At 72.5% G+C, this 20,130-nt stretch carries 17 protein-coding genes and 1 pseudogene; 5 read left to right on the top strand and 13 right to left on the bottom strand.

Going from position 1 to position 20,130, the window contains the following annotated elements; all coding sequences use genetic code 11:
- Positions 1 to 513: 513 nt before the first annotated feature.
- The 4 genes from AOK11_RS42805 to AOK11_RS13710 all read right to left on the bottom strand — a co-directional run bounded on the left by AOK11_RS42805 (position 514) and on the right by AOK11_RS13710 (position 4,456).
- On the bottom strand, positions 514 to 675 hold the full coding sequence (locus tag AOK11_RS42805) for a hypothetical protein (protein ID WP_157869356.1): 162 nt from the start codon (positions 673 to 675) through the stop codon (positions 514 to 516).
- 240 nt (positions 676 to 915) lie between these two features.
- Positions 916 to 1,701 (bottom strand): response regulator transcription factor, encoded by a 786-nt coding sequence (locus tag AOK11_RS13720; protein ID WP_055593980.1) that lies wholly within the window; start codon positions 1,699 to 1,701, stop codon positions 916 to 918.
- 512 nt (positions 1,702 to 2,213) lie between these two features.
- A complete protein-coding gene (locus AOK11_RS13715) occupies positions 2,214 to 3,662 on the bottom strand; it encodes a sensor histidine kinase (RefSeq protein ID WP_055593979.1) in 1,449 nt (482 codons plus the stop codon).
- A complete protein-coding gene (locus tag AOK11_RS13710) occupies positions 3,659 to 4,456 on the bottom strand; it encodes a response regulator transcription factor (protein ID WP_055593978.1) in 798 nt (265 codons plus the stop codon). The genes AOK11_RS13715 and AOK11_RS13710 overlap by 4 nt, the downstream gene beginning before the upstream one ends.
- A gap of 201 nt (positions 4,457 to 4,657) precedes the next feature.
- Between AOK11_RS13710 and AOK11_RS42800 the strand changes: the two genes are divergently transcribed.
- The 4 genes and pseudogenes from AOK11_RS42800 to pdxH all read left to right on the top strand — a co-directional run bounded on the left by AOK11_RS42800 (position 4,658) and on the right by pdxH (position 6,639).
- A complete protein-coding gene (locus AOK11_RS42800; protein ID WP_157869355.1) occupies positions 4,658 to 4,813 on the top strand; it encodes a hypothetical protein in 156 nt (51 codons plus the stop codon).
- A 408-nt stretch (positions 4,814 to 5,221) separates the two neighbouring features.
- Positions 5,222 to 5,575, top strand: a complete 354-nt coding sequence (locus tag AOK11_RS42795) for a hypothetical protein (RefSeq protein WP_157869354.1) — start codon at positions 5,222 to 5,224, stop codon at positions 5,573 to 5,575.
- A gap of 18 nt (positions 5,576 to 5,593) precedes the next feature.
- Positions 5,594 to 5,886: pseudogene (locus tag AOK11_RS13700) on the top strand (hypothetical protein); the annotation flags it as partial.
- 66 nt (positions 5,887 to 5,952) lie between these two features.
- Positions 5,953 to 6,639, top strand: coding sequence for a pyridoxamine 5'-phosphate oxidase (gene pdxH / locus AOK11_RS13695; protein WP_206188835.1), 687 nt, complete (start codon positions 5,953 to 5,955; stop codon positions 6,637 to 6,639).
- Here the strand turns inward: pdxH and AOK11_RS13690 are convergent.
- The 9 genes from AOK11_RS13690 to AOK11_RS13650 form a co-directional block, all read right to left on the bottom strand.
- Complete coding sequence (locus AOK11_RS13690) at positions 6,629 to 7,276, bottom strand: TetR/AcrR family transcriptional regulator (protein ID WP_055593974.1); 648 nt, start codon at positions 7,274 to 7,276, stop codon at positions 6,629 to 6,631. The genes pdxH and AOK11_RS13690 overlap by 11 nt on opposite strands.
- The gene (locus tag AOK11_RS13685; protein ID WP_055593973.1) at positions 7,264 to 7,998 is read right to left on the bottom strand and encodes an enoyl-CoA hydratase family protein; all 735 of its coding nucleotides are present in this window, start codon (positions 7,996 to 7,998) and stop codon (positions 7,264 to 7,266) included. The genes AOK11_RS13690 and AOK11_RS13685 overlap by 13 nt, the downstream gene beginning before the upstream one ends.
- The gene (locus AOK11_RS13680; RefSeq protein WP_055593972.1) at positions 7,995 to 9,647 is read right to left on the bottom strand and encodes a 4-coumarate--CoA ligase family protein; all 1,653 of its coding nucleotides are present in this window, start codon (positions 9,645 to 9,647) and stop codon (positions 7,995 to 7,997) included. Before AOK11_RS13680 ends, AOK11_RS13685 begins: the two co-directional genes overlap by 4 nt.
- A gap of 189 nt (positions 9,648 to 9,836) precedes the next feature.
- Positions 9,837 to 11,015, bottom strand: coding sequence for an acyl-CoA dehydrogenase family protein (locus AOK11_RS13675; RefSeq protein ID WP_055593971.1), 1,179 nt, complete (start codon positions 11,013 to 11,015; stop codon positions 9,837 to 9,839).
- Between the two features lie 116 nt (positions 11,016 to 11,131).
- On the bottom strand, positions 11,132 to 13,030 hold the full coding sequence (locus AOK11_RS13670) for an acetyl/propionyl/methylcrotonyl-CoA carboxylase subunit alpha (RefSeq protein WP_055593970.1): 1,899 nt from the start codon (positions 13,028 to 13,030) through the stop codon (positions 11,132 to 11,134).
- A gap of 10 nt (positions 13,031 to 13,040) precedes the next feature.
- Positions 13,041 to 14,639, bottom strand: coding sequence for an acyl-CoA carboxylase subunit beta (locus AOK11_RS13665; RefSeq protein WP_055593969.1), 1,599 nt, complete (start codon positions 14,637 to 14,639; stop codon positions 13,041 to 13,043).
- Positions 14,636 to 16,324, bottom strand: a complete 1,689-nt coding sequence (locus AOK11_RS13660) for an acyclic terpene utilization AtuA family protein (protein ID WP_055593968.1) — start codon at positions 16,322 to 16,324, stop codon at positions 14,636 to 14,638. Before AOK11_RS13660 ends, AOK11_RS13665 begins: the two co-directional genes overlap by 4 nt.
- A complete protein-coding gene (locus AOK11_RS13655; RefSeq protein ID WP_055593967.1) occupies positions 16,321 to 17,136 on the bottom strand; it encodes a TIGR03084 family metal-binding protein in 816 nt (271 codons plus the stop codon). The genes AOK11_RS13660 and AOK11_RS13655 overlap by 4 nt, the downstream gene beginning before the upstream one ends.
- Before the next feature lie 553 nt (positions 17,137 to 17,689).
- Positions 17,690 to 18,553: a DUF1963 domain-containing protein gene (locus tag AOK11_RS13650; RefSeq protein ID WP_063793473.1), complete on the bottom strand. Its 864-nt coding sequence runs from the start codon at positions 18,551 to 18,553 to the stop codon at positions 17,690 to 17,692.
- Positions 18,554 to 19,066: 513 nt separating this feature from the next.
- On the opposite strand from AOK11_RS13650, the gene AOK11_RS13645 reads away from it, so the two are divergent.
- Entirely contained in the window at positions 19,067 to 19,867 is an 801-nt protein-coding gene (locus AOK11_RS13645; protein ID WP_055593981.1) for a GNAT family N-acetyltransferase, read from the top strand.
- Positions 19,868 to 20,130 lie beyond the last annotated feature (263 nt).

The raw sequence follows: 20,130 nt of genomic DNA, 5'->3' as shown, positions 1-20,130 counted from the left end.
CCTGCGCCCCGAGCCCCGACGCCTTGTCCGCCCGGACCTGCACGGCCGATTCCCGTGCGGAGGACCCCTCCGTCACCTCACTGCCCATGGCGATACCGGCGCCGCCCACCATGATTCCGCTCACCACGATCGCTGCGATCGCGTTCCTCTTCCGCATGGTCGTTCCCTCCACGTCGATGGATGTGACAACAGCGAGTATTGGGCCGGGAGGGCGGGAATCCCGGGCGCTGATCGGAACCTTGGTGAAGCGCTCGCGGAATCTTGTTGCTCTTAACTCCCTGCTGGCTTTTCCTTATCCCTTTGCTCGGGATCCCGCCGAAGGGTGAGACGGGTCTCCGCACCCGGGTGACCGGCCTCGCCGGCCTGGAAGCGGGCGCGGACGACTGTGCGGCCGAGCCTTTCGGCGTACGGGAGTCGACGGCCCGCACGCGGGCTGTCACGCGTCGTACCGGCGCTCTCCCCGCGGTGGCCACGGCGTTGGCCGGTGCCTCGGGACCGGAGCGTGCGCCCGCATCACAGCGGCTCGGCCCGCCGCAGATCGACCGGCGCACCCGCCGGGTCCGCCTCCACGGCAACGACGTCGCGTTCTCGCTCCGGGAGTTCGACCTGTTCGCCCGCCTCGCACAGGCTCCCGGTGCCGCGTGCCGCGCACAGCCGTCGGCAGATCCTCGACACGGTGGGGGACTCGCACTTCTTCGGCCCGGCAGGACGCTCGACGCCCGTGTCGCGATGCCGCGCCGCAAGCTCGGCGACCCGGCCTGGAGCGTCACCGCTCGCGGTGTCGGTTTCCGGCTCCGTGTGCCCGAAGGCCAGGAGGCGGGCGAACCGCGTCCCCTCGGGAGCGTGGTGACAGTCCGGGCCTCGGGCTCGGTTGCCCTGCCGGGAGCTATGCGGGCGGTCGGGTGTCGGTCCCGGTCATCGGCTGCCGTCGCTCGCGGGGGGCGTCGGCCCGGCGGACGTGCCGCTGCCCGAGGGCACGGCCAGGCGGAATCCGACCCCGTGGAGGGTGGTGATCCAGGAGGGGTCACCCAGCTTGCGGCGCAGTGCCGCCACATGCACGTCCAACGTCCTGGTGGGACCGAAGAAGTGAGGCCCCCACACCTCGTCCATGATCTGCCGGCGGTACCACACCGCACCGGGGTCACCTGCCAGACAGGCCAGGATGCCGAACTCCTTCGGTGTGAGCGCGAGCGATTCCTCGCCGACGGTGACCTCCCGGGTACGCCGGTCGATGGTCAGCGGGCCGACGTGCTGGACGTACGGCGTCGCGGGAGCCCGATGCCGCGTGGGGGTGGGGGAGGAGACGGCGGACGGTGCCGCTGTGCCGAGGCTCGACGAGAAGTGGCGGCGAGGAGGGGTGCGGCGGGTGACGGCCCGGATGCGGGCCACCAACTCCCGTACACCGAAGGGTTTGACGAGGTAGTCGTCCGCCCCGACCTCCAGGCCGGCGACACGGTCGGTCTCCTCGCTCCGGGCGGTGATCATGATGATCGGCACGGCGGAGCGGGAGCGCAACGTCCGGCAGACGTCGATGCCGTCCATGTCGGGCAGTCCGAGGTCGAGCAGCACGAGGTCGGTCGTGGGCGCCACCAGGGCGGTGGCGCCCGTGGCGGCCCGGTCCACCGTGAAGCCGTGGCGGCTCAGCCCCTCGGCCAAGGGCGCGGCGATCCGGTCGTCGTCCTCGACGAGCAGCAGCCGCACGGTGGGCGAGGCGCCCTGGGCCCGCTCTCCGTTCCCCTCGGTCCCGGCCCCGGGTGACGCCTCCGTGCGCGGAGGGCCGTCGAGTGCGGGTGACGGCGCGTGCGGGACAATCCGCTCGTCCTGCGGTGTCGGTGGCGTGGAGCGGTCGGATCCTGGGGGCACGGCTTTCTCCTCGGCAGGCTGAGGCTGAGGGCGCGGACGTTCGCCCCACCGTGGGAGGGCCACGGGACGCACGCCGAGTGATGGCAACGACCATATGGCCGGCAGCGGCCGGGTTGGTCCAGTGGTTCGCCAGCAAACAGTTAACGGGCGGCCAATGTTCAGAGGCGGCGCGTGAGGGGCGCCGATCGATTTCTTGGAGCGGCGGGGCTGTCGACGGGCGGCCGGGAGGGCGTTGCGGAGCGCGACGTCGGTGGACCGGTGGCGCGCGGCCGGGAACCGACGGATCTCTCGCAGGACCTGGGGTACGGCGACACCGGGCACCTCTACTTGTACGTGGTCGAGCCCGTCGGTCAGAACGCCGACACCGGTGCTTTGCGCGCCGCGGAGCGCGGACCGCGGTTCGGCGCGACGCGATGTTCCCCGGCGGGCCTCAGCCGGACGACGGCGTCGAGGCCGCCGCCGGGCGCGGCGTCGAGGACCACATCACCGCCGCCGGCCCGGGTGAGCTGCTGAACGATGGGCAGGCCGAGTCCCGTGCCCTCGTGGTAGGAATCGGCCGCCCGCCAGAAGCGGTCGAAGGCACGCCGACGCTCGGTTTCGGTCATGCCGGGGCCCTGGTCGATCACATGCAGCTCGACGCCGGATGTCCGCGGGCCGCCGGTGAGCGTCCTGGCCAACGTGATGGTGGTCCCCGGCGGCGAGACCCGCAGCGCGTTGGAAAGCAGGTTGTCGACGACCTGTTCCAGGGCGCCGGGAATCGCCCACACCTGGCCGGCCTGCTCTCCGGTCACGACGATGTCGACGTAGTGCTCGGCGGCGAAGGCGGCCCAGGTGACCGCACGGTCGGCGACGACGGCGTCGAGGTCGGTGGCCTCCGGAGTGCTCGCGGAGTTCTCCAGCCGGGCCAGGGCGAGCAGCCCCTGCACCATGCGACCGAGCCGTTCCACTTCCCCGACCGCCTCGTCGAGACTGTCGTGAGCGCGCGGGTCGAGGTAGGGCTCGAAGTTCTCCAACCGCAGACGCAACGCTGTCAACGGGGTCTTGAGCTGGTGGGATGCTTCGGAGGCGAACGCCCGCTGCGCGTGCAGCAGATGCTGCAGCCGCATCGCGGTCCGCGAGAACGTGGAGGCGAGACGGCGCAGTTCGGGCGGTCCCTGAGTGATGACGGGAGGGTCCTTGAGGCTGCCGTCGGCGAGTTCGGCGGTGGCGTGCTCCAGGGCCCGTACGGGGCCGGTGACCCAGTGGGCCAGCGCGAAGGCGATCGCCGCCACGGCGATCAGTACGCCCAGGCCGATGAGGGCCAGGGTCATCCACGTTCCTTGGATCCTCGACGTCAAGGGGGCGACCGGGTAGGAGACGCGCACCACGCAGCGGACGGTGGTTCCGGAGGAGCCCGGCACGGTGACGGTGAACGCGTCGCCGTCCACGGCGCGGTCCTCGCGGGTCGTGGACATGGACCGGTCGCGCAGGGCGGTGGCGATGTCGGGCTCGGCGGACAGGTCCGTTCCGGTGGCGACGGCGTCGTGCGAGTCGGCGAGCACTCTGCCGGTGTCGTCCACGACGACGACACGGCCGCCGTTCTCCCGGGCGAAGTCGGCTGCCAGCGCCGGCACTTCGGCCGCCGCCCGCCGTTCGACCCTGACCTCCAGGACCTGCGCCAGCAGCTCGGCCGAGTGCCGTCCGTCCCCGGTGAAGCGGGAGATCTCGCCGCGGGCGTAGAAGTAGCCGAGCGGCACTTCCAGGCCGAGCAGGACGAGCATCGTGAGGCTGAGGTAGCTGAGCAGGAGACGGCGCGTCACCTGACGCCCCAGGGGGACGCCTGCCACACCGGAACGGCCGGTTGGGGGCCCACGGGCGGCTGGGGGCCCACGGGCGGCTGGGGGCCGACGGGCGGCTGGAGCCGGAACCCCACCCCGCGGATGGTGTCGATCCAGGCGGAGTCGCCGAGCTTGCGCCGCAGAGCGGCGATGTGCACGTCCAGCGTCTTGGTCGGGCCGAAGTAGTTCGGATGCCACACGGTGTCCAGAATGTGCTGCCGGGTGCAGACGGCTCCGGGATCGTCGGCCAGGCAGGCCAGCAGGTCGAATTCCTTCGGCGACAGCGCGATCGGGGTCCGGTCCAGGTGTACTTGGTGGGTTCGGCGGTCGATCGTCAACGGGCCGATCCGCTGGAGGCAGCCGGCCGGCTCGGCCGGTCCCCCGGCACCCGGCCCGGACAGGGACGGACCGGCTGCGGTGGACGCGGCCTGGGCACGGCGGGTGACGGCCCGGATCCGGGCTATGAGCTCCCTGACTCCGAACGGCTTGGACACGTAGTCGTCGGCGCCGATCTCCAGGCCGAGGACCCGGTCGACCTCATCGCTCCTCGCGGTGATGATGATGATGGGCACCTGGGAGCGGAGCCGGAGCGCCCGGCACACTTCGATGCCGTCGATGTCGGGCAGTCCCAGGTCCAGCAGGACCATGTCGGCCTCCCCGGCGGCAAGCCCCTCCCTCCCGGTGCGGGCACGGTCGACGGTGAACCCGAAGCGGTTCAGCCCCTCCACCAGCGGACCGGCCACCCGGTCGTCGTCCTCGATCAACAAGACACGCATCGGCAGACTCACAAGTCCTGAGGGGTGACGGTGAAGTGGGCGTGACCAGGCGGCAGGACCGCGGGGCCTCCGGCGAGGCCGCCACCCTCGAGTACGCACTGGAGGTGCTCAACGTTCAGACATCGTGGCGGGTGGTCGCTCTCACCGCGGTGCGAAGGGGCGCGGCCGGGGTCCGGCGACGACCGGTCCACACTGCCGGGCGTGGCCGCCCGGCTGGAGCCGGCCCGCTCGATCGAGAGCGTGCTCGGCGCCCCGCCCTTCCGGCCCGCGGCCAACACCGTCGGCAGCCTCATCGGTGCGCTTCGTGGGCCGACCGACAGCCTGACCGGAGACGGCAAGGCGTTGGCCGTTCCTTGACTATCCGCTGTCATAACGCTGTCCCGCCCTCGCCCACGGTCTCCTAGGGTGTGGGGCGAACCCGGTCAGGCATCCCCAGCGAAGCCTCACCGCTTCAACGGACCGCCGGACAGCGGCCTTTCCCCGACCGAGAGAAAGGACACCGTGTCACCCGACCCCGAAACCGGATCCTCGTGGTCCACGACTGCCGACGCGACCCACATGCCCCCTCCGCATGCGCGCCAGGACGACCGGGCTGCGGCAGGCGAACCGTTCGATTTCACAACCACCAGTGGCGAAGCCTTCGTCATCACCGGGCTCCCCGGGCCGCCACCCGGCGACACCGCGGTCTCCCCCACGGCACCGGGCCCCCTCGACGATCAACCCGACGAGCACCGAACCGGGCTGTGGGACCGACTGGGCGACCGCATGGCCACCGCCGTCACCGCCGCTGCCGCGGGGCTCGTCCTCCTCGGCGTCCTCTTTGTCATGTCAATGATCACCGACGGCATCACGTTCACCTCCGACAAGACACAGCCCGCGGGAGAGAACACCTCGATCGTGAACCCCCCTGGCCAGAACACACAGCCCGAGGGATCAGCCACTCCCGCAGCACCCCCCATAACTGCCGCCCCTTCTCCCTCGGACCTCCCGACAGACCCGGAAACAGGCATCAGCGTCCCGCCCGGCGACGGCAAGGAGGACGACCATGACGAAGCCGAGGAGGACGAGGAGGACGACCATGACGAAGAGGAGGACGAGGACGACGACGAGGACCACTAGGACGACAGACGGACGGCGGCCCGCCTGCCGCGGCTGCGGGCGACCGCGCCAGGCCTGCGCCTGCAGACCTCCGGGAGCGAGGAGCGCGTCGCGCCGGTTCTCACCGAGGTGGACCTGCCGTACGCGTTCGCCACCCGACCCGATGCCGTCGGACAGATCTCCGGCGCCCGGCTGCTGCGGGCCGGCACGTACACCCTCTCCGGTGGCCTGCCTGCCGCGGTCACCGGGACCGATCCCCTCCTCGACCGACTGAAGGCGCGCGGCCCGCCCGGCACCTGCCCCGCGCGCTCGGACCGCGCGGTCGACTTCAAACGTCCCGGGTCGGACGGCAAAGTCCGGCTGGAGTGCCGGGGACAGCGTTCCCGCAGGATCCGCGCATGCGGCAGGATGACAGCGTGACCGACCGCGACGCCGCTCCCCCCGCTCTCGCCTCGATGCGCAAGCAGTACCGGGCCGAGGGGCTTTCCGAGACCGAGCTGGCCGCCACTCCCCTGGAGCAGTTCGCGCGCTGGTTCAAACAGGCGGCGACGGAGGGCGGCCTGTTCGAGCCGAACGCGATGGTCGTGTCCACGGCGGACGCCCAGGGCCGGCCCAGCTCCCGCACGGTGCTGCTGAAGCACTTCGACGAGCGGGGGTTCGTGTTCTACACGAACTACGACTCCCGCAAGGGGCGTGAGCTGACCGGGAACCCGTACGTCTCGCTGCTGTTCCCGTGGCATCCGATGGCCCGGCAGGTCATCGTCAACGGAGTCGCGCGGCGCACCGGCCGGGACGAGACGGCCGCCTACTTCCGCACCCGGCCGCACGGCTCGCAGCTGGGCGCGTGGGCGAGCGGCCAGTCGTCGGTGCTGGCCGACCGTGCGGACCTGGACGCGGCGTACGCGGAACTGGCGGCCCGGTATCCGGAGGGCGAGCAGGTGCCGGTCCCGCCGCACTGGGGCGGCTTCCGGGTGGCCCCGCAGGCGGTGGAGTTCTGGCAGGGCCGCGAGAACCGCCTCCACGACCGCCTGCGGTACGTGGCCCGGCCCGACGGCGGCTGGCGGGTGGAGCGGCTCAGCCCGTGAGCCTTCGGCCCAGCACCTCGTCCAGCAGGGCCGCCCACTGCCGTACCACCCGTTCGCGCCGGGCCGCGTCGTCGGTGAGGAGGGTGGCGAGGCCCAGGCCACGGGCCATGTCGAGGAAGCCCTGGACGGTCTCGCGGACGCCGGGGCGGGTCTCGTCGGCGGCGAGGAGGTCCACGGCGACGCGGTGGCTCTCGCGGCCGATACGGGATTCCAGCTCGGTCACGCGGGGCCGCAACTGCTCCTCGTTGGAGGCGGCGACCCACAGGTGGAGGGCGGCACGGAACAGAGGACCGGTGTAGAGGTCGATCAGGGCGGTGACCGCCGCGCGGCGGTCACCGGCGGTGGTGCCGGCGGGGAAGAGGGCGCGCAGGGCGGTGGAGCGTTCCTCGGCCACGTACTCCACGGCGGCCGTGAAGAGGTCCTCGCGGGTCGGGAAGTGGTGCTGGGCCGCGCCCCGGGAGACGCCCGCGCGTTCGGCGACGACGAGGACCGTGGAGCCCGCCCAGCCGTGTTCGGCGAGGCAGGCCACGGCGGCTTCCAGGAGGCGCTGCCGGGTGGCCCGGCTGCGGTCCTGCTTGGGGACGCGTTCGGCACGGTCACTGCGGTCACTGCGGTCGGTCGTGCTCAAACCGTCCATTCCGGATCCCGTCGTTCGAGGAAGGCCGTCATCCCCTCGCGCGCGGTGGCGGAGGAGAAGAGGCGGGCCGAGAGCGCGGTCAGGTCGGCGGCGTCCCGGTCGAAGGTTTCCAGCACCCTAGCCGTGAGCAGCCGTTTCGTCTCGGCCAGGGCCTCGGGGGCGGCTCGGCGCAGACCGTCGAGGACGGGGGCGAGGACCTCGTCGACGTCCTCGCCGTACGCGGTGAGCAGGCCGGTGCGGACGGCTTCGGCGGCGTCGAGGCGCTCCCCGGTGAGGTAGTAGCGGGCGAGCGCGCGCGGGTCGGTGCGGGGCAGCAGCGGCAGGGAGATGACGGCGGGGGCGACGCCGATGCGGACCTCGGTGAAGGCGAACGTGGCCGCGTCCGAGGCGGCGGCGATGTCGCAGGCGCCGAGCAGTCCGAGGCCGCCCGCGCGGACGTGCCCGGTGACCCGCGCGACGACCGGTTTCGGCAGTTCGAGCAGCTGCTTCAGCAGGCCGGTGAGGTCCTGAGGTGCCGGCGGGTCGCGCAGGTCGGCGCCCGCGCTGAAGGTGTTCCCGGTGTGCGTGAGCACGACCGCGCGGACGCCGCCGTCCCGGCCGGCGTCGGTGAGCGCGTCGGCCAGCTCGGCGACGAGGGCGGCGGACAGGGCGTTGCGGCGCTCGGGGGCGTCGAGGCTGAGGGTCTCGACGCCCCGCGCGCGCGTGCGGCCGATCAGGGTCACGAGGGCTCCTCGGACCGCGCCCTGAGTTCGCGGCGCAGGATCTTCCCGGAGGCCGCGCGGGGGACGGCGTCGAGGAACGTGACCTGGCGGACCCGCTTGTACGGGGCGACGTGTTCGGCGACGTACATCATGACCTCGCTCTCCGTGAGCCCGGGGGCGGACGGCTGGCGGACGACGTGGGCGTGCGGGACCTCGTTGCCGTCGTCGTTGTAGACGCCGATGACGGCGGCGTCGGCGATGCCGGGGTGGGTCAGGAGCAGCGCCTCGAGTTCGGCGGGGGCGACCTGGAAGCCCTTGTACTTGATGAGTTCCTTGACCCGGTCGACGACGAACAGCCAGCCTCCCCCACTCTCGGCTCCTCCCCCACTCTCGGCTTCGCTCGAGCGGGGGGACCCCCATGAGCGGGAGGTGCCCCCACCGTCGACGTACCCGACGTCGCCGGTGTGCAGCCAGCCGTCCTCGTCGATCATCGCGTCGGTGGCGTCGGGCCGGCCGAGGTAGCCCTTCATGACCTGGGGGCCGCGGATGAGGATCTCGCCGGACTCGCCGGGGCCGAGGTCCTTGGCCGGGTCGTCGAGGTCGACGATCCGCATCTCGGTGCCGGCGATGAGCTTGCCGACGGTGCCGGGGGGCGCGTCGTCCATGGCGTCCAGGGGGACGACGTGGGTGCCGGGCGAGAGTTCCGTCATGCCGTACGCCTGGCCGACGGGCGGCAGGCCGAGCCGCTGCGAGCAGGCGGCGGCGAGGCTCGCGTCCAGGGGGGCGGCGGCGCTGATGACGTGCTTCAGGGAGCTGAGGTCGTACTCGGCGACCAGCGGGTGCTTGGCGAGCGCCAGGACGATGGGCGGGGCCACGTACAGGCCGGTGATGCGGTGGTTCTGGATGGCCGCCAGGAACGTCTCCAGGTTGAAGCGCGGCAGGACGACGACGGTGGCGCCCCTGCGCAGGGGGGCGTTCATCAGGGCCGTGAGACCGTAGATGTGGAAGAACGGCAGCACGGCGAGGATGCGGTCGCCGGGTCCGGCGGTGATCAGCGGTTCGAGCTGGGCGAGGTTCGTGGCGATCTGACGGTGCGTGAGCATCACCCCCTTGGGGGTGCCGGTGGTGCCGGAGGAGTACGGCAGGACGGCGACGTCCTCGACGGGGTCGATGGCGACCTGCGGCTCGGGGGCGGTGGAGGCCAGCATGTCGATCAGCGAGCGGTGGCCGGGCGCGCTGTCGCAGACGAGGATCTCCTCGACGCCGCCCGCGATTTCGGCCGCCCTGCGCGCGGTCTGGAGCAGCGGGGACACGGTGACGATCCAGCGGGCCCCGGAATCCGCCAGCTGCTTGCCGAACTCCTCGGCGGTGGCGAGCGGATGGATGGTGGTGACCGACGCGCCCGCGCGGGTGGCCGCGTAGAAGGCGAGCGGGAAGGCGATCGTGTTGGGGCTGTGCAGGGCGAGCACGTCGCCCTTGCGCACGCCGGTCTCGGCGAGAGCGGCGGCGACGCGCCGGTGGAACCGGTCCACCTGCTCGTAGGTGAGGGTGGTGCCGTCGGTGCCGTCGATGAGTGCCGGGGTGCTCCCGAACTCGGCGGCGCGCGCGAGCACCGCGTCGTGGATGGGGAGATCGACGGGTGGAACGTCTGCGTACTCGCTGCGGAACATGGTTCCTCCTCGCACAACGCTGTGCCGGTTCGGTACGACTCGGTACTCCTGGATGTGCCGTGACGCCTCTCAGTACTACTGGTTACCGCCTGTTTCAGCACTACTTGGCGCTGCTCGGAACCACCGGAACCACCGGCACTACCGGCACCACCGGCACCACCGGCCCCGGCCGGTGAAAGCCCCCACCGTTCAGTACGACTTGGGCAGGCCCAGGGTCTGGTGGGAGACGTAGTTCAGGATCATTTCCCGGCTCACCGGGGCGATCCGGGAGACCCGCGCGGCGGTCACCAGCGAGGCGAGGCCGAACTCGCGCGTGAGGCCGTTCCCGCCGAGGGTGTGCACGGCCTGGTCGACGGCCTTCACACAGGCCTCGGCGGCGGCGTACTTGGCCATGTTGGCGGCCTCGCCCGCGCCGACGTCGTCGCCGGCGTCGTAGAGGTGGGCGGCCTTCTGCATCATCAGGCGGGCCAGTTCGAGCTCGATGTGCGCCTGCGCGAGAGGGTGCGCGATGGCCTGGTGCGCGCCGATGGGCGCCTTCCACACCGTGCGGTCCCGCGCGTACTCGACGGCCTTGGTCAGGGCGTAGCGGCCCATGCCGATCGCGAAGGCGGCCGTCATGATCCGCTCGGGGTTGAGCCCGGCGAACAGCTGGAGCAGACCCGCGTCCTCGTCGCCGACGAGGGCGTCGGCGGGCAGCCGTACGTCGTCGAGGGTCAGCTCGAACTGCTTCTCGGCGGCGCTGAGTTCCATGTCCATCTTCCGGCGGTGGAAGCCCTCGGTGTCGCGCGGGACGATGAACAGGGACGGCTTGAGGTGGCCGGTGCGGCCCTCCTTGGCGGACACGGTCTCGGTGCGGCCGACGATGAGGGTGGCGTCGGCGATGTCGACGCCGGAGACGAACACCTTGCGGCCGGTGAGCAGCCAGTCCCCGGTGTCGGGGTCGCGGCGCGCGGTGGTCGTGATGCGGTGCGAGTTGGAACCGGCGTCGGGTTCGGTGATGCCGAACGCCATGGTGCGGGTGCCGTCGGAGAGGCCCGGCAGCCACTCCCGCTTCTGCGCCTCGGTGCCGAAGCGGGCGATGACCGTGCCGCAGATGGCGGGCGAGACGACCAGCAGCAGGAGCGGGCAGCCGGCGGCGCCCAGCTCCTCCAGGACGATGGACAGTTCGGCGACGCCGCCGCCACCACCGCCGTACTCCTCCGGCAGGTTGACGCCGAGGTAGCCGAGCTTGCCGGCGTCCGCCCAGAGTTCACTGGCGGGCACGCCTTCTTCGACGGTCCGGGTGAAGTAGGCGCGGCCGTAGCGGTTGCCGAGGGCGGAGACGGCCGCGCGGAGGCCCTTGTGCTCTTCGGATTCGATGACGGGCATGAGCGCTCCTAGGGGAAGGGCTTCACGTCGGGTGGAAGCTGTGCTCGCGGCGGAATCTCGGGCGGAAGCCGTGTCCGCGGCGGGGTCTCGGGCGGAGGGCGCCTCCGCGGCGGCTCTCAGGCGGAAGCCGTGTCCCCGGCGGGGGCCCGGGCGGGGTCCACGACGGCCAGGAGGGCTCCGACCTCCACCTGCTGCCCCTCGGTCGCGTGCAGGGCGGTCAGTGTTCCGGTGACCGGGGCGGAGATCCGGTGCTGCATCTTCATCGCCTCCAGCCAGAGCAGGGGCTCTCCGGCTTGTACGGAGGCGCCCGCGGCCAGTCCGTCCGCGACGCGTACGACCGTGCCCGGCATCGGGGCCAGCAGGGAGCCCGGCGCGAGCTGGGCAGTGGGGTCGGGGAAGCGGGGCAGGGCGGTGAGGGCGGTGCCGTTGACCCACACCCGGTCGCCGTACCGGCCGACCTCGAACCGGCGCCGGACGCCGTCCACGTCGAGGACGACGAGCCCGGCCTCGGCGTGCACCACCTGGACCCCGCCGGCCCCGCCGGCCGTGTCGGCGGCGAGCCCGTCCCGGGTGTGCCGGTAGCGCGCCTCGTGCTCCTCGCCGGCCATGGCGTACCGCTTGACCTGCGGCTGCGAGGGCAGGTTGCGCCAGCCGCCGAACCGGGAGCGGCCGTGGGCGTCGGCGAGGGCGGCGGCGAGCGGGGCGTACGGGTCGGGGGCCGGCTCGGTCAGCGCGGGCAGGTGCCGGGCGTAGAAGCCGGTGTCCATGCGGCCTTCCGCGAACTCCGGGTGCCGCAGGGAGCGCACCAGCAGGTCCCGGTTGGTGACGGGACCGTGGATCGCCGCCCGTTCCAGGGCGGACGCCAGTGTGCGGACCGCCTCCGCGCGGGTGGGCGCGTGGGCGACGACCTTGGCGATCATCGGGTCGTAGTGGACGCCGATGTCGTCGCCGTCGGTGAACCCGGTGTCCAGGCGGACCCCGCCGGGGACGACGAGCCGGTGCAGGCGGCCGGTCTGCGGCGCCCAGTCGTGGGCGGGGTCCTCCGCGTACAGGCGGGCTTCCACGGCGTGCCCGCGCGCGGGGGGCGGGTCGCCGTCGAGCCGGTGGCCCTCGGCGACGCGGATCTGTTCGGCGACCAGGTCGAGGCCGAACACGGCTTCCGTGACCGGGTGTTCCACTTGCAGCCGGGTGTTCATCTCCAGGAAGTGCGCCCGGTCCCCGGCGACGAGGAACTCGACGGTTCCGGCGCCGGTGTAGCCGACCGCGCGGGCGGCGCGCACGGCGAGCGCGTGGAGTTCGGCGGTGAGTTCCGCGGTCAGTCCGGGGGCCGGGGACTCCTCGATCACCTTCTGGTGGCGGCGCTGGAGGGAGCAGTCCCGGGTGCCGAGCGCCCACACCGTGCCGTGCGTGTCGGCGAGGACCTGCACCTCGACATGGCGTCCGCCCGCGTCGCCTCCGAGGTAGGGCTCGACGAAGACCTCGCCGTCGCCGAAGGCGCTCGCGGCCTCCGCGCGCGCGGCGGCCAGTTCGGCGTCCAGGTCGGCGAGCTCGCGTACGACGCGCATCCCGCGCCCGCCGCCGCCCGCGGCCGCCTTCACCAGCACCGGCAGGTCGGCCTCGGTGACCTCGCGCAGGGGCGCGATGCCCATGAGTTCCTTGGCGCGCGTCTTGGACGCCATCGCCTCGATCGCCTCGGGGGGCGGCCCGATCCACACCAGGCCGGCGTCCTGGACGGCGCGCGCGAAGTCGGCGTTCTCGGAGAGGAAGCCGTAGCCGGGGTGCACGGCGTCCGCGCCGGCCGCGAGCGCGGCCTTCACGAGGAGGTCGCCGCGCAGATACGTGTCGGCGGGCGCCGCCCCCGGGAGGCGTACGGACTCGTCCGCCCCGCGCGCGTGCAGGGCGTTCGCATCGGCGTCCGAGTGCACGGTCACCGTCCGGATGCCCAGTTCGCCGCAGGTGCGGGCGATCCGGCAGGCGATCTCGCCCCGGTTGGCGACGAGGACAGTACTGATCACCGTGTTCCCCTCACATCCGGAAGACGCCGAAGCCACCGCGCACGCCCTCGTAGGGCGCCGTGTGGACGGCCGACAGGCACAGGCCGAGGACGGTGCGGGTGTCGCGCGGGTCGATGACGCCGTCGTCGTACAGCCGCCCCGACAGGAACAGGGGCAGCGACTCGGACTCGATCTGCTGCTCGACCATGGCGCGCAGCGCCGCGTCCGCCTCGTCGTCGTAGGGCCGGCCCTTCGCCGCCGCCGACTGGCGGGCGACGATGGACAGCACCCCGGCGAGCTGCTGCGGGCCCATGACGGCGGACTTGGCGCCGGGCCAGGCGAACAGGAACCGCGGGTCGTAGGCCCGCCCGCACATGCCGTAGTGCCCGGCGCCGTACGAGGCGCCCAGGAGGACCGACAGGTGGGGGACCTTCGAGTTGCCGACCGCGTTGATCATCATGGCGCCGTGCTTGATGATGCCGCCCTGTTCGTACTCCTTGCCGACCATGTAGCCGGTGGTGTTGTGCAGGAAGAGCAGCGGGATGTCGCGCTGGTTGGCGAGCTGGATGAACTGGGCGGCCTTCTGCGACTCCTCGCTGAACAGCACCCCTTGGGCGTTCGCGAGGATGCCGATCGGATAGCCGTGCAGGGCGGCCCAGCCGGTGGTCAGGCTGGTCCCGTAGAGCGGTTTGAACTCGTCGAAGTCGGAGCCGTCGACGATCCGCGCGATCACCTCGCGCGGGTCGAAGGGGATCTTCAGGTCGCCGGGGACGATGCCCAGCAGCTCGTCCTGGTCGTACTTGGGCGGCTCGGCCGGCCCCGGATCGGGGTACGCCTTGCGGTGGTTGAGGCGGGCCACGACCCGCCGGGCCTGGCGCAGGGCGTCGGGTTCGTCGACGGCGAAGTAGTCGGCGAGGCCGGACGTGCGCGCGTGCATGTCGGCGCCGCCGAGGGACTCGTCGTCGCTCTCCTCCCCGGTGGCCATCTTCACCAGCGGCGGACCGCCGAGGAACACCTTCGCCCGCTCCTTGACCATGATCACGTGGTCGGACATGCCGGGGATGTACGCGCCCCCGGCGGTGGAGTTGCCGAAGACGACGGCGACGGTCGGGATGCCGGCCGCCGACAGCCGGGTCAGGTCCCGGAAGATCGCCCCGCCGGGGATGAAGATCTCCTTCTGCGAGGGCAGGTCGGCGCCGCCGGACTCCACCAGGCTGATCACGGGTAGCCGGTTGGCGAGCGCGATGTCGTTGGCGCGCAGGGCCTTCTTCAGGCTCCAGGGGTTGCTGGCGCCGCCGCGCACGGTCGGGTCGTTGGCCGTGATCAGGCACTCCACGCCCTCGACGACCCCGATGCCGGTGACCAGGGAGGCGCCGGTCGTGTACTCGCTCCCCCAGGCGGCCAGCGGGGACAGCTCCAGGAACGGGGTGTCGGGGTCGAGGAGGAGTTCGATGCGTTCGCGGGCGAGCAGCTTGCCGCGCCCCCGGTGCCGCTCGACGTACTTCTCGCCGCCGCCCGCGAGGGCCTTGGCGTGTTCGGTGTCGAGTGCGGCGAGCTTGCCGAGCATGGCCTCGCGGTGGGCCCGGTAGTCGGGGCCCGCCGTGTCCAGGGCGGATGCGAGGACGGTCACAGGAGGGCCTCCGGGATGTCCAGGTGGCGGGAGCGCAGCCATTCGCCGAGCGCCTTGGCCTGCGGGTCGAAACGGGCCTGCGCGGCGACGCCCTCGCCGAGGAGGGACTCGACGACGAAGTTCAGGGCGCGCAGGCGGGGCAGGACGTGCCGGGTGACGGGCAGGCCGGCGGCCTCGGGGATCAGTTCGCGAAACCGCTCGACGGTCAGCTCGTGCGCGAGCCACCGCCAGGCGTCGTCGCCGCGCGCCCACACCCCGACGTTGGCGTTCCCGCCCTTGTCCCCGCTGCGGGCGCCGGCGATCAGGCCGAGCGGGGCGCGTCGGGCCGGGCCGGACGGCAGGGGGTGGGGCAGCTCCGGCTCCGGCACGTCCGCGAGGACGGCGGTGTCGTGGGGCCGGTCCACCGGGATGCGGCGGCCGTCGTGGAGGACGGCCACATGGTCGACGGCACCGTGGGGGACGTACACATCCTCGAACACCCCGTAGGGGGCGCCCTTCCCCGGTGGCGCCACCACATGGAATCCGGGGTAACTGGCCAGCGCCAGCTCGATGGCGGCCCCGCTCAACGCCCGCCCGACCGCCTCCTGTCCGGGGTCCCGCACGACGAGCCGCAGCAGCGCGCTCGCGGTCTCCTCCGTACCGGCGTCGGGCCGGTCGGTGCGCGCGAGCTCCCAGCGCACCTCGGCGGGCGGCGACTTGGCGAGCGCGCCGGTCATCTGCTCCTTCACGAGGTCCGCCTTGGCCTCGATGTCGAGGCCGGTGAGGACGAACACGACCTCGTTGCGGAAACCGCCGAGCCGGTTGAGCCCGACCTTGAGGGTGGGCGGCGGCGCCTCTCCGCGCACTCCGTCGATCCGTACCCGGTCGGGCCCGTCCTCGGTGAGCCGTACGGTGTCGAGCCGGGCGGTGACGTCCGGCCCGGCGTACCGGGCGCCGCCGGTCTCGTAGAGCAGCTGCGCGGTGACGGTGCCGACGTCGACGAAGCCGCCGGTGCCGGGGTGCTTGGTGATGACGCTGCTGCCGTCCTCGTGCAGCTCGGCGAGCGGGAAGCCGGGCCGCAGGAGGTCGCCGGGGGGCCGCTCGCCGAAGAAGGCGTAGTTGCCGCCGGTGGCCTGGGCCCCGCACTCCAGCACGTGTCCGGCGACGACGGCTCCCGCGAGCCGGTCGTACTCCGTCCCCGCCCACCCGAAGTGCGCGGTGGCCGGACCGGTGACCAGGGCCGCGTCGGTGACCCGCCCCGTCACGACGACGTCGGCGCCCTCGCGCAGGCAGGCCGCGATGCCGAAGCCGCCGAGGTAGGCGTGCGCGGCGAGGCTCCCCGGGTGGCGGGCGGTGAGGTCGTCGCCCTCGACGTGCGCGACCCGCACCGGGATGCCGAGCCGCCCGGCCAGCTCCCGCACGGCACCGGCGAGCCCCGCCGGGTTGAGTCCCCCGGCGTTGGCGACGATCCTCACCCCCCGCTCGTGGGCGAGGCCGAGGCACTCCTCCAGTTGCCGCAGGAAGGTGCGGGCGTACCCGGCGGAGGGGTCCTTGAGCCGGTCGCGGGCGAGGATGAGCATGGTCAGCTCGGCGAGGTAGTCGCCGGTGAGGACGTCGAGCTCCCCGCCGGTGAGCATCTCGCGCAGGGCGTCGAAGCGGTCCCCGTAGAACCCGGAGGCGTTCCCGATCCGCAGGACCGCCGTCACGGGGTGTGCCCCTGGCCGTCCTCGCCCTCCCCCTGGGGTGGACGTCCGCCGCCGGGTGGTCCGGCGAAGGCCTGGGCGATGTCGAGCCAGCGGTCGGCGTCGGGCCCGTCGGCGGTGAGGGCGAGATCGGCGCGGTGGGCGCGCTGGGTGACCAGGAGGCAGAAGTCGAGCGCGGGCCCGCTGACGCGCTGCGGGGCGTCGACGGGACCGTACCCCCACAGCTCGCCCCCCGGCGCGACGAGTTCGACGCGGAAGGGGTCGGCGGGCGGGGTGAGCCCGTGCGCTCCGTAGGCGAAGTCCCGGGTCCGCACTCCGAGCCAGGCCACATGCCTCAGCCGGTCGGTGGGGGGCCGCACCACACCGATCGCGTCCGCGATGTCGAGCCCGTGGGCCCAGGTCTCCATGAGCCGGGCCGTCGCCATGGAGGCCGCCGACATGGGCGGCCCGTACCAGGGGAAGCGCGTACCGGGGGCCGCGGACCGCAGCCCCTTCTCCAGCGCCGCCCGCCCCTCGCGCCACCGCGCGAGCAGTTCGGCGGGCGCGAGCCGCGCGTACTCCTCGGCGCCCTCGTCGACGAAGGTGTGCGGGGCGGCGAGCGCCTGCTCGACCAGCTTCCGGAACCCGTCCGCGTCGGTGACGGCGAGCAGCGCCGAACGGTCGGTCCAGGCGAGGTGCGCGATCTGATGGGCGACGTCCCACCCGGCGGCGGGCGTCGCGAGCCCCCAGTCCTCCGGCCCCAGCCCGGCCACGAGCCGGTCGACCTGCTCGCTCTCCTCACGCAGATCGTCGATCACGGACGACGGATCGGACACGATGGCGCTCCCCTCGGGGCACGGGCACGGCGGTGTGCGGCGCGGTGTGGTGTGGAGCATGACAGGGGCACCCATAACAATCAAGCACGCTTGCATGATTTTACGCCGGAGCCGCGGGTCACGGAGCTCGAGGAACGTCCATGCCGGATCGCGGCCAAGCCTTCTCGGCGTCAAGGGGTACTTCGACCTGTCCCGCAACAACTCGCGTTCGAGGACACGACCTCGGGCGCGGCCCCGGACACGAACCCGGACACGAACCCGGGCACGCGGTCCGAGAACCGAACCGATGTCGCAGGACTCCGCGTTCAGCCGATACGGACAGGCTCCCGCAGCCGTCGAAGGCGGCCGTACACCGGCGGTGATGGCGCACTCCGGGGTGGAGGGCTGGGCCGCCGGGCCGGCCGGCACGTCGAAACAGCCGCTGCCGTGGGGCGACGCCGAGGCGACGACGCAGATCGCGAAGCGCTTTCCCGGAGGGCCGGGGGGAACCCCAGCAGGTCGAGTGACGCGCGCGCTGGAAAAGCAAGCCAGGACCAGCGAACCGGGGCACGGGTCAGGGGTTCCAGAAGACCGTGGTGTACACACACCCGAAGCGTCGCGCGGCCAGGTCCTCGCGCTGGATCACCCAGTGGACGGTGGAGCCCTCCCAACCCTCGACACACCTGCCGGCGTACCAGTCGGCGAGTAGCACCCAGTCAGCGGAGTCAGCCGAGACCGGCCCGTCCCAGTGGCCCCTTCTCACCGCCTTCGCGGCAATGGACGCGGCGACAGCGACCGGATCGAACTCGACGGCCTCCTCGTCCGCGTAACCCCCGATCTGCAACGGCCCTCCGGGGGCGATGTCGGGCTGGATGTCCTGCCAGACTTCGACGAGTTCCCCGCAGCGGGGATGCCCGGGAAGGGATGCGTACCCCGGATCGCCGGGAAGAGCGACGAACGAGTGGTAAGGGAGCGACGCTTCGACCCTCGCCCGCAGCGGGCCCTGCGGGTAGCTCTCGAACATCGCGCCGTACTCGGCCACGCCTCTGGAGTTCCAGGAGCTTTTGTCCCGTTCCGTCACGGCCGCGCCTGCGGGGACGTACACCACTGTGCCCGCGGGGCGGCGATCCCGAGTCTCGGGCCAGGCGAAGAACAGCAGGTGACCGTCGGGTGGCAGGGGCAGGTCCGTCCCGTCGACCGGTAGTGCGGCGAGATCGATGGAGGCGACGAAGGGGTCTTGGGGAGTGGGGACGTCGACGGGAAGCAGGAGGGGGCCGCCGAACCGACCCACGACGGGTTCCGCCCCGTCCTCGGCCCGTTGCAGTGTCACGCAGGGGCGGGCGGTGGTCAGCCATCGCTCCACATCGTCGGCCGGTATTCCTTGCGCCATCGCCTCATCACGGAAGGGACGTAAGCGGTCCCACACCTCAGGAATCATGCGCGAACCGTACATGGGGAGCCGACAGAAGACCGATGCGGGACATGTCCTTTGCCGTAGTGGGTTGTTGAGCAAAGCACGGAGGGCACGGAAGGCACGGAGAAGAGGAACAGGCCGCTCGACCGGTGCTCCTTCCAGCTCCCCGGGCTGCTGGCGGGCCTGCGCCCTCTGCGCGATCCGGCAGCCCCCGGCGAGGAACGACGAGGAGAGCGGTTGGCCGTTGCGGCTGATCCCGTCGGTGCGGGCGCGGCCTGCCTCCGCTTCGGCGGCGCGGCAGTGGCCCTGCTGGACGCGGTCACCTTCGTGCTCGCCGCCACGGCTTTCGCCCTCATACGCGTGCCGGAACCCGCGCCCCGTCCGGCTGAAGCCCACCGCTGGAGCACCCGGGCAGCCGAGGGCTTCGGCAGAAGGCTTGAAGTGGCGGCGTACGCCTCGCGGGTCGTCGATCCGTCCGGGCAGAAGGCGCGTACTACTGGGACGGCTTACGCGTACTCGACGAATCGGGAGGTCCTCATGCGCGATATCGCGGACTCGATCGAATCGATGGAACAACTCGCTGCTGCCTGGCGAGTCATGGTGCTCGACCGGGAACCGGACGCGGACGTCCGCGACCTGCCGGGCATCGCCGTCCGCTGGGCCGACTGCCGGTTCCCCTTCTGGAACTGCGTCACGCTGACCGAGGACGGCATGGACGCCGGACTCGTGAAGCAGCGCCTGGACGAGGCGTCGGAGATCATGCGGTCGAAGAAGCATCCGGGTTTCCTGTGGGTCTTCGAGGACCTCCTCGACGACGAGGCGCGCGCAGCACTCGGGGCGGCGGCCGAGCAAGCGGGCCTCGCGCACGCCTTCCCCGGTACGGGCATGGCGGGAGACCTGTTGCCGATCCCCGAACCGGCCCACCCCGACCTGACGTTCGTACGCGTGACCGCCGAGGAGCACCTGCGGGCCTTCGCGGACGTCAACTCCCTCGCGTACGGGTTCCCGCTGGAGGACGGACGTGACGGTCTGGCCTGGTCCGCGCTGTGGAAGAACCGGGTGTACGCCTATCTGGGCGTCCGGAACGGTGCTCCCGTGACCTGCGCCGCCACGGTGGAGGCGGAGGGCCGTCTCTTCGTCATGCTCGTCGCCACCGACCCGAGGTGGCAGCGTCGCGGCTACGGGGAAGCGGTGACGCGAAAGGCACTGTACGAGGGTGCCCGGGCCACCGGAACGACCCGGGCGACCCTGCACGCGACCGCCGCCGGGGCACCCGTGTATCCACGGATCGGCTTCGAGCCGAACTCCCCGATGCACTTCTACGCCTTGAAGGACTGACACGCGTAGGAGCATCTTGGCGGGCGGCAGGGACGCCGTGCCGCCTCGACCGGCGACCGACGGCCGGCGACCGGCCGCGGTCCGCGGCTTTCGGCAACCCCCGTGGGCAGGCGGCTTCGCGGGGAGCCGCCGCTCCCCGCGCCCCGGCCCCGCACACACGTGAGTCCCGCCCCGAGGACGGGGCGGGACTCATGTCGGAGCGCCGGGCAGGCCTTGCACCTGCATTTCCCCGCAGGAAGCGGGGCGTCTTTCCTTGGACCACC

Source organism: Streptomyces hirsutus (genome assembly GCF_001418415.1).
Taxonomy (GTDB): domain Bacteria; phylum Actinomycetota; class Actinomycetes; order Streptomycetales; family Streptomycetaceae; genus Streptomyces; species Streptomyces hirsutus.
The sequence above is the reverse complement of the archived record's forward strand: the minus strand, read 5'-3'. Positions and strand labels throughout refer to the sequence as shown.

Bases quoted from the DNA above. Each gene is read 5' to 3' on its own strand.
- AOK11_RS13710 (WP_055593978.1), bottom strand. From the start codon at position 4,456: ATGCGTGTCTTGTTGATCGAGGACGACGACCGGGTGGCCGGTCCGCTG.
- AOK11_RS42795 (WP_157869354.1), top strand. From the start codon at position 5,222: ATGGCCACCGCCGTCACCGCCGCTGCCGCGGGGCTCGTCCTCCTCGGC.
- pdxH (WP_206188835.1), top strand. From the start codon at position 5,953: ATGCGGCAGGATGACAGCGTGACCGACCGCGACGCCGCTCCCCCCGCT.
- AOK11_RS13690 (WP_055593974.1), bottom strand. From the start codon at position 7,276: ATGGACGGTTTGAGCACGACCGACCGCAGTGACCGCAGTGACCGTGCC.
- AOK11_RS13680 (WP_055593972.1), bottom strand. From the start codon at position 9,647: ATGTTCCGCAGCGAGTACGCAGACGTTCCACCCGTCGATCTCCCCATC.
- AOK11_RS13675 (WP_055593971.1), bottom strand. From the start codon at position 11,015: ATGCCCGTCATCGAATCCGAAGAGCACAAGGGCCTCCGCGCGGCCGTC.
- AOK11_RS13650 (WP_063793473.1), bottom strand. From the start codon at position 18,553: ATGATTCCTGAGGTGTGGGACCGCTTACGTCCCTTCCGTGATGAGGCG.
- AOK11_RS13645 (WP_055593981.1), top strand. From the start codon at position 19,067: ATGCGCGATATCGCGGACTCGATCGAATCGATGGAACAACTCGCTGCT.